General features: G+C 43.4%; 9 protein-coding genes. 6 read left to right on the top strand and 3 right to left on the bottom strand.

Annotation, left to right across the window (positions count from 1 at the left end; translation table 11 throughout):
* Positions 1–2 precede the first annotated feature (2 nt).
* The 4 genes from N477_RS08630 to hemF all read left to right on the top strand — a co-directional run bounded on the left by N477_RS08630 (position 3) and on the right by hemF (position 2,718).
* Complete coding sequence (locus tag N477_RS08630) at positions 3–476, top strand: DUF494 family protein (protein ID WP_063360135.1); 474 nt, start codon at positions 3–5, stop codon at positions 474–476.
* A gap of 170 nt (positions 477–646) precedes the next feature.
* Positions 647–1,225: a type I DNA topoisomerase gene (locus N477_RS08635; protein ID WP_063360170.1), complete on the top strand. Its 579-nt coding sequence runs from the start codon at positions 647–649 to the stop codon at positions 1,223–1,225.
* Positions 1,212–1,787: an L-threonylcarbamoyladenylate synthase gene (locus N477_RS08640; RefSeq protein ID WP_063360134.1), complete on the top strand. Its 576-nt coding sequence runs from the start codon at positions 1,212–1,214 to the stop codon at positions 1,785–1,787. Before N477_RS08635 ends, N477_RS08640 begins: the two co-directional genes overlap by 14 nt.
* 4 nt (positions 1,788–1,791) lie before the next feature.
* On the top strand, positions 1,792–2,718 hold the full coding sequence (gene hemF / locus N477_RS08645) for an oxygen-dependent coproporphyrinogen oxidase (RefSeq protein WP_063360133.1): 927 nt from the start codon (positions 1,792–1,794) through the stop codon (positions 2,716–2,718).
* A gap of 46 nt (positions 2,719–2,764) precedes the next feature.
* On the opposite strand, the gene N477_RS08650 is transcribed toward hemF, so the two are convergent.
* On the bottom strand, positions 2,765–4,372 hold the full coding sequence (locus N477_RS08650; protein WP_063360132.1) for a methyl-accepting chemotaxis protein: 1,608 nt from the start codon (positions 4,370–4,372) through the stop codon (positions 2,765–2,767).
* Between the two features lie 103 nt (positions 4,373–4,475).
* Positions 4,476–4,937, bottom strand: coding sequence for a group II truncated hemoglobin (locus N477_RS08655; RefSeq protein WP_063360131.1), 462 nt, complete (start codon positions 4,935–4,937; stop codon positions 4,476–4,478).
* Between the two features lie 26 nt (positions 4,938–4,963).
* Between N477_RS08655 and aroE the strand changes: the two genes are divergently transcribed.
* On the top strand, positions 4,964–5,773 hold the full coding sequence (gene aroE, locus N477_RS08660) for a shikimate dehydrogenase (RefSeq protein WP_063360130.1): 810 nt from the start codon (positions 4,964–4,966) through the stop codon (positions 5,771–5,773).
* Positions 5,774–5,775: 2 nt separating this feature from the next.
* The gene (locus N477_RS08665) at positions 5,776–6,015 is read left to right on the top strand and encodes a DUF1488 domain-containing protein (protein WP_063360129.1); all 240 of its coding nucleotides are present in this window, start codon (positions 5,776–5,778) and stop codon (positions 6,013–6,015) included.
* Here the strand turns inward: N477_RS08665 and N477_RS08670 are convergent.
* Entirely contained in the window at positions 6,001–6,534 is a 534-nt protein-coding gene (locus N477_RS08670) for a gamma carbonic anhydrase family protein (RefSeq protein WP_196760601.1), read from the bottom strand. The genes N477_RS08665 and N477_RS08670 overlap by 15 nt on opposite strands.
* Positions 6,535–6,831: the final 297 nt, after the last annotated feature.

The following is a 6,831-nucleotide window of genomic DNA, read 5'->3' on the forward strand; positions in this document are numbered from 1 at the left end:
ATATGTTTGATATCCTGATGTATTTATTTGAGAACTATATTCACAGCGAAGCGGATATCTTCGTAGAGCAAAATCAGTTAACAGATGAGTTAGTTGGCGCAGGCTTTGATCAATCAGAAATATATAAAGCCTTGGATTGGTTAGAGCAACTAGCAGATCTTCAACACAGTGACGAATTTCCTTACTTAAACGCAAAACCAGACTCAGCGATACGCATTTATACGGCTGAAGAGTGTCGAGTACTCGATGTAGAATGCCGAGGTTTTTTAATGTTTGTTGAGCAAATAGGCGTGATTGATAGCACGACCAGAGAAATGGTCGTTGACCGTATGCTGGCACTCGAAAAATCATCTATTTGTTTGGATGATTTGAAATGGGTGATTTTAATGGTGCTATTTAATGTACCTGGAAAAGAGCATGCCTATGCACAAATGGAAGATTTAATCTTCGAGCAACCATCAGGGTTACTACACTAACAATGCCTGCGGCATATTTGAACTATCAAAGTGCCGTAGCAAATTCATGTCATCAGTTTTTCTAACTCTTTCGAATATGCTTATCTCGACTAATTTATGTGTAATTCTATTGTCCTTATATTGATACACGCAGTAAAATAGCGCAAAGCATGCACACTGAAGGTAAACAAATGAGTAAAATTGATCACTCTCTTTTTAATGCAGATAAACATGCATTAGAAAAAGAATATGAGATCTGCCCAAAATGTGGTTCAGAGCTGGTGGTCAAGCACTCTAAAAATGGGGCATTTCTCGGCTGTGCCAATTACCCAACATGCGATTATATGCGCGCCTTTGCTCATCATGAGAGCAACGAAATCAAAGTATTAGATGATGCACCTTGCCCAGAATGTGGTCGAGCATTGGTGATCAGAAATGGTCGATATGGCATGTTTATAGGGTGTACCGGTTACCCAGAGTGTGACTTCATTGTGCATGAAGAAGAGGAGCAAGCAGATACACTTCCTCAGTGTCCTAAATGTCATAAAGGGCATCTACAGAAAAGACAGAACAAGTACGGCAAGTTTTTTTATGCGTGCGATGCTTATCCTAAATGCAAATATAGTTTGAATCAGTATCCCGTAGCACATCAGTGTGAGCAGTGCGATTGGCCTGTGATGGTGCAAAAAAAGCGGGCTGGAAAAGCTATGTTACAATGTCCGCAAAAAGCTTGTCAGCATATGATTGAGGATCCCTATGAGTCACAATGAAAATCAAACAGCTAAGCCGCAATCTGCGATTGATGCATTGCAGCAAGGTGAGTTGATCTGTTACCCCACTGAAGCCATTTTTGGTTTGGGGTGCGATCCGGATAGCGAAAGTGCGGTACATAAACTTTTGGCGTTAAAAGAGCGCCCAATTGAAAAAGGCCTAATCCTGATTGCTGACAATTTTGCCCAGTGTTTAGACTATGTCGATGACGCAAAAATCCCAATGGATAGACGTGCAGAGATCTTTTCAGCATGGCCAGGACCGGTCACCTGGGTTCTACCTGCCAAATCGACGACACCAAAATGGCTGACGGGTGAGCATTCGAGCATCGCTGTTCGAGTGACCGATCATCCTGTTGTGAAACAACTCTGTAAGACATTTGGTAAGCCACTCGTATCGACCAGTGCTAACTTCAGTGGTGAAGAGCCTGCAATGACCATTGATGAAGCCAAAGCCATGTTTAATGAACGCGTTGGTTTTTATCAAGAGGGTGAGTTAGGTGGTCGCACTGCACCAAGCCAAATCCGTGATGCCATGACAGGCAAAGTATTTAGGAGCTAAGTGCGTGAGCAAAGTGAATTTAGAGACGGTCAAGGCATTCTTATTGCAGTTGCAAGATGCTATCTGTGCGGGCTTAGAGCAAGCTGACGGCAGGGGTAAATTTGTGGAAGATAAGTGGGAGCGTGCAGAAGGCGGCGGCGGTCGAACACGGGTGCTTAGAGGCGGAGATGTCATTGAGCAGGGTGGAGTCAATTACTCTCATGTTTTTGGCGCGTCAATGCCTGCATCAGCAACAGCGCATCGACCAGAATTAGCGGGGCGAAGTTTTCATGCCTGCGGCGTCTCTTTGGTTATTCACCCAAAAAACCCTCATATACCAACCAGTCACGCCAATGTGCGTTTTTTCATTGCTGAAAAAGAAGGCGAGGCGCCGATTTGGTGGTTTGGCGGTGGCTTTGATCTAACGCCGTTTTATCCGCATTTGGAAGACGTTAAGCACTGGCACCAAGTCGCAAAAGACCTATGTGACCCATTTGGTGATGACGTGTATCCGCGGTATAAAAAGTGGTGTGATGATTATTTTTACTTAAAACACCGTGATGAGACCCGGGGTGTAGGTGGATTATTTTTTGATGATCTGAATGAGTGGGGCTTTGATAAGAGCTTTGCCTTTATGCAAGCTGTTGGCGAAGGCTTTTTACCTGCTTATGTCCCCATCATTGAGCGCAGGAAGGCTTCCCAAGTGACTGAGCAAGAGCGCGAGTTTCAGCTTTATCGTCGAGGCCGATATGTTGAATTCAATTTAGTATGGGACAGAGGCACATTATTTGGTTTGCAAAGCGGTGGTCGTACGGAGTCCATTTTGATGTCGATGCCGCCATTAGCTAGATGGGAGTATGACTTCACCCCGGAGTCTGGCTCTAATGAAGCAAAGTTATATGAGCATTTCTTAAAACCACAAGATTGGTTGAATATAGACGCGCTCTCATAAATTGGTTGAGTTTTAAAAAAGGAGCGTGATGCTCCTTTTTTAATGGTTAGTCTAATTTGAACCCTCGCACCTGCTCATCCAAAGATCGGGCTAGCTCGAGTAGCTCTTCACTGACTCGTTTACTACCGTGGGCATCTTCCAAAGATTGCTCGGCATTATCCCGAATGGCGACGACACTTTGGTTGATCTCTTCAGCAGCTTGGTTTTGTTGCTCAGTGGCATCGGCAATTTGCACATTGAGCGCATTGATCTCATGCATTTGAGATGAAATATCCTTTAACGCCTGAGCAACCTGTTGCACTTGCTGTGCGCGATCATCAGCCTCTGCACAGGAAGCCGTCATTGCGTTAACGGTTTGCTGTGCTTCTTGTTGTAATTTATCTATGGTGCGGCGTATCTCATCAGTAGAGTCATGAGTACGAGTTGCCAGCGTTCTCACTTCATCAGCAACTACGGCAAACCCTCTACCTGCTTCGCCTGCGCGTGCGGCTTCTATAGCAGCGTTGAGCGCCAGCAAATTCGTTTGCTCAGCGATACTGCTTATCACCTCTAGCACTTTGCCAACAGCCAGAGTTTGTGTTTGCAATTGGCTGACTTGATTAGCCGCATCTCGAATATCATCGGCTAATTGATTGATACTTTGCTCGGTGGTGTGGGCAATCGACATACTTTGCTCTGCAAGGTGATTGCTACTGTCAGACTTTTCAGAGGCAAAATGGGTAGTATTTTTAACTTCACTGGATGAGCTCTCTAGTTCATTGATTGCGGCAGCGACCGAATCTGTCCCTTGCTTTTGCGCTTGTATGGCTTCTTCTGTGGTTTCTGCAGCGGTGTATATATGCTCTGCAGAATGGATCAAGATTTTTGATGAACGGGACACCTCGGCAATACTATCTTTAAAGGCTGCCATCATTTTATTGAAGTTAGTAGCAAGGCGGCCTAGCTCATCATCTATATCATCTTCAATGCGTAAGCTTAAATCTTGATTGGACGTAGCAAGACGCATGGTTTTACCAAGCCTTTTTAAACGAACAATAAATAGTTTGCGGAACAAGATACCTAAAATGATGAACGCAGTGGCAAAGATGGTACTTAGTAGTGCGGTACTAAATACGGTATTGGTATCGACAGTATTATCGATATCGCTCAGAGAGTAGCTGATTTTGACTGCGCCTAACACATCACCTTCTTGCGCTTGATGGCAGCCTAAGCAATTTGTGCCCTTGTAATCAGCACTGGCAACCATAGGTTTTAGGTAAGTCATAACTCGCTTATCACCGCGTTGCTCGATGACTAATAGTTCTTCACCTCTGAGTGCCGCATGTTCAGCATCCGTTTGTGGGGATTCGTTGGCATTTCCTTGGCCGTAAAGCTTATTGACTTTATCACCACGGACGATGTGAGCATCTTCAATATTGTCATGGTTACGAAGCTTTTCCCCGAGAATATGGCGATTAGACATAGTGCCGGTGAGCATCATGGTATTGATAGAGTCGAAGTAATTATCGGCTAGTAATCGAATATTGGTTTCGACAGTTTGCTCGGCGAGGTTTTTTTGTTGACTACTATTGCTCAAGATACTGGCTATGAGTACCAATACACCAGTAATGGCGAGCAGGGCATATATTTTATGTTGAATAGACTTCACACGCATCGCACCTAATAGAAATTAAGCATTCATTATGCGTGTGAATAAACCCGTACCATTTGACTCAGCGCAAAAGTGACTTCGCTAATGCAAAATTACAAATAGCACGCTAGCCTTGGTTAATCATATGTGTCGCTAATTGTGCCAACGACTTTCTTAAGCCTTCACGCAGTAGTGGGTTATCAATCTCAGCATCTAGTGCTTTATCCATGCAATACATCCATTGGTCACGCAGGTCTTGGTTGATAGTAAAAGGCATGTGGCGCATTCTCAGACGCGGATGACCATGCTTTTCTACAAATAAGTCAGGACCACCTAACCAACCTGACAAAAATTCAAAAAATACCTGACGGATCCTATCAAGTGGCAGTGGGTGCATGTCGTAAAGTGGTTTTGCATAGGGATCGCTTTCCATAACATCATAAAATCGATTTGCCAAAGCGAGCGCCCCTTTTTCACCACCAATTAATTCATAGGGCGTGCGTTCGGGGTTAGGTGCATGATGATTTTTCGATGTCTTAGGATCTTCACTTGCATCTTTATTAAAGATACGTTTAATTAACTGCTTCATTCACTATCACTATTGTTAGGCTAAAAATGGATAAATACGCGGTTTTTGGTAACCCGATAAAGCATTCTAAATCGCCAGAGATTCATTCGCAATTTGCATCTGAACTCAATGAGCAGATTGACTATACCGCTATATTGGCGCCGGTAGATGGCTTTGTTAGTAGTATCAATGCGTTCTTTGCAGATGGCGGGCTTGGAGCGAATGTGACTTTACCGTTCAAGGAAGAAGCATTTAATTATGCTGATCTGCTCACTGAGCGGGCAAAACTGGCTGGCGCTGTTAATACATTAAAGCGACAAGATGATGGAACAGTATTAGGTGATAATACGGATGGTGCTGGTCTAGTCTCGGATTTACTCAGACTTCAAGTGCAATTACAAGATGCTGTCATTTTGCTTTTGGGCGCTGGTGGTGCGGCAAGAGGGTGTATATATCCATTATTGCAGGCAGGCGTTAAACACATCGTAGTAGCAAATCGTACGGTGTCAAAAGCCCAACAATTGGCTAAGTTATTTGCCCCTTACGGTGAAGTCACAGCAGTGGCACTCAATGAAATCCCACATTTACCTTACACAGGTGTGATAAACTCGACATCCTCGAGCGTCACTGGTGACATACCGAATATTGCAAGTAATGCCGTGGCGCAGACAAGCTGGGGCTACGATATGTTTTATAGTGATACGCAGACGAGCTTTTTAAACTGGATTGCGACGCATAATTCAAATTGTCAGCTAATTGATGGTATTGGTATGTTAGTTGGGCAAGCTGCTGAAGCGTATACTGTGTGGCGAGGTAAATCTCCAAATGTTGAAGCGGTATTGGAAAAGGTAAAATAATCATGAATCAAGCAGTCTTATTTAATGATGATATTCACTATGACGTTGCGCTTAGTCGATTAGTCTTTACTGCCATGGTTTCTGGCATGATAGTGCCATGTGTAATTGCGGTACCTGCAACGTTAGAAGAACCATTGGTGCATTTTAGAAATCATCAGTTTGATTATGAAATGCAAGCCGAAGAGCTCATAGAAGATGAAAGCTATTCGGCATCTGGTGAGATAGAGTTAACCTTCCTCTAAATACTCATCTTTAAGCTCTACGTAATTTTGCGCGGAGACTTTTAAAAAAGCGAGCTCTTGGTCTGTTAACTTGCGAGCTTGCTTGACTGGACTGCCAACATATAAATAGCCAGACTCCAACGTCTTGTTAGGTGGGACTAGCGCACCACCACCAATAATGACATCATCTTCAACGGTGACATTGTCCATGACAATCGCACCCATACCGACCAAGATACGATTGCCTAGCTTGCAGCCGTGTAGCATAACTTTATGGCCAACAGTCACATCATCACCGATGATCAAAGGGTAGCCTTCAGGATTTGTTTGGCTTTTACGTGTCAAATGCAAAACGCTGCCATCTTGTACATTGGTCCGCTCACCAATAGTGATATAATTTACATCGCCACGCGCGGCCACTAAAGGCCAGACACTACTATGTTTGCCAACACTAATATCGCCAACCAGAACTGCGCTTTCATCTACATATACCCCTTCAGATAACTTTGGGGCGATACCTTTATACGTTCTTAACATGATTCTAAGACTCTAATGAAGAAGATAGCACTAGTGTAGAGTTTAATGGTTTAAATCTCTATAGGGAGATAAAACCCTACAAACGAATACTAAATGTACATTTTTAGTGTGTTTAGCTCAATAATTGCTCGAGCTGTGTGTTTTTATAAGTTTTCTTTAAAAAGTGCTTGCACTATTTTCTCAGCTCCCTATAATGCGCACCCACTGACACGGCGGGATGCGAGAGAAAACGCAAACCAAAGTAAAGGTTAAAGTTAAATTGAAAAGTTAATTAAAAAGATTAAATTTTCTAGTTGACTT

Origin of the sequence: Pseudoalteromonas luteoviolacea H33-S, from assembly GCF_001625695.1 — a bacterium.
Lineage (GTDB): Bacteria > Pseudomonadota > Gammaproteobacteria > Enterobacterales > Alteromonadaceae > Pseudoalteromonas > Pseudoalteromonas luteoviolacea_B.

Bases quoted from the DNA above. Each gene is read 5' to 3' on its own strand.
- aroE (WP_063360130.1), top strand. From the start codon at position 4,964: ATGGATAAATACGCGGTTTTTGGTAACCCGATAAAGCATTCTAAATCG.
- N477_RS08630 (WP_063360135.1), top strand. From the start codon at position 3: ATGTTTGATATCCTGATGTATTTATTTGAGAACTATATTCACAGCGAA.
- N477_RS08655 (WP_063360131.1), bottom strand. From the start codon at position 4,937: ATGAAGCAGTTAATTAAACGTATCTTTAATAAAGATGCAAGTGAAGAT.
- N477_RS08635 (WP_063360170.1), top strand. From the start codon at position 647: ATGAGTAAAATTGATCACTCTCTTTTTAATGCAGATAAACATGCATTA.
- N477_RS08665 (WP_063360129.1), top strand. From the start codon at position 5,776: ATGAATCAAGCAGTCTTATTTAATGATGATATTCACTATGACGTTGCG.
- N477_RS08650 (WP_063360132.1), bottom strand. From the start codon at position 4,372: ATGCGTGTGAAGTCTATTCAACATAAAATATATGCCCTGCTCGCCATT.
- N477_RS08640 (WP_063360134.1), top strand. From the start codon at position 1,212: ATGAGTCACAATGAAAATCAAACAGCTAAGCCGCAATCTGCGATTGAT.